Raw genomic sequence first — 893 nt, 5'->3', positions numbered from 1 at the left:
CCATTGGGCCTCGTCGTAGTTGTGCGGGCCTGCCTCTTTGTCGATGACGGCGAAGGAGTCGTGCTCGATGGCGCGGCCCGCGGCGGTGAGCTGCTCGGTGACAGTGTTGACTGAGCTCATGCCACGACCGCGACCGCGCTCGCCGCCACAACCGCAATCGGCGCATGGGTGTGCTCGTGCGAGTGCCCGTGGCCGAGGTCGTGCGCGATCTCGCGGAACTTGCAGCCGTCGCAGGGCAGCAGCGCCTGCGGCACGCCGGCCTGCAGATCCAGCACGCGCTGCTCCATCAGCTCGAAGATCTCGCGCTCGTGGCCGAAGTGGGCCGTGCTGGCGAAGCGGATCGTCGGGTACTGCACGCGCAGGTGCTCGACCTGGCGCGCAATGCGTTGCACCAGCGTGCCGGTGTAGAGGTAGTACGGCAGCACGACGATCTGCTTCATGCCCAGCATCGCCTGCCGTTGCGCGACGCGTTCGATCCGGGGGTAGGTGATGCCGGTGAAGGCCAGGTCGACCAGCTCGTGGCGCGTCTCTTCCTGCAGCCAGCGCGCCATCTTGGCCATCTCGCCGTTGGCTTGGCGGTCGGAAGAGCCGCGCCCCAGCACCACCACGCCGGTGGTCGTCGGGTCGGGCATGTCCAGCTCGGCCATGGCCTGCGAAAGGCGGCGCTTGAGGATGCCCAGGATAGGGTCGCACGCGGTGAGGTGAGGGCCGTAGAGGAACTCGGTGTCTGGCGCGTGCTCGCGCGCGTGCTCGATGGCCTCGGGGATCTCCATCTTCACGTGGCCGGCGGCGTTGAGGATGAGTGGCAACACCAGCACGCGGCGCGAGTGGCGTGCGGCGGCGAGCAGCCCGTCATGCAAGCCCGGCTCGGCGAATTCGATGAAGCAGACCTC

1 protein-coding gene and 1 pseudogene are annotated in these 893 nt (G+C 68.3%); both read right to left on the bottom strand.

Annotated features, from left to right (window positions below; all coding sequences use genetic code 11):
- Window positions 1–120: pseudogene (locus AC1DYI_RS37030) on the bottom strand (precorrin-8X methylmutase); the annotation flags it as partial.
- A partial coding sequence (locus AC1DYI_RS37025) for a sirohydrochlorin chelatase (protein WP_477209055.1) occupies window positions 117–893 on the bottom strand: 777 nt, incomplete at its 5' end. The pseudogene AC1DYI_RS37030 and the gene AC1DYI_RS37025, both read right to left, overlap by 4 nt.

It is taken from the genome of Ideonella sp. P3_A4, assembly GCF_056403075.1.
Note: the sequence above shows the minus strand (reverse complement) of the source record. Positions and strands in the feature narration are given on the sequence as shown.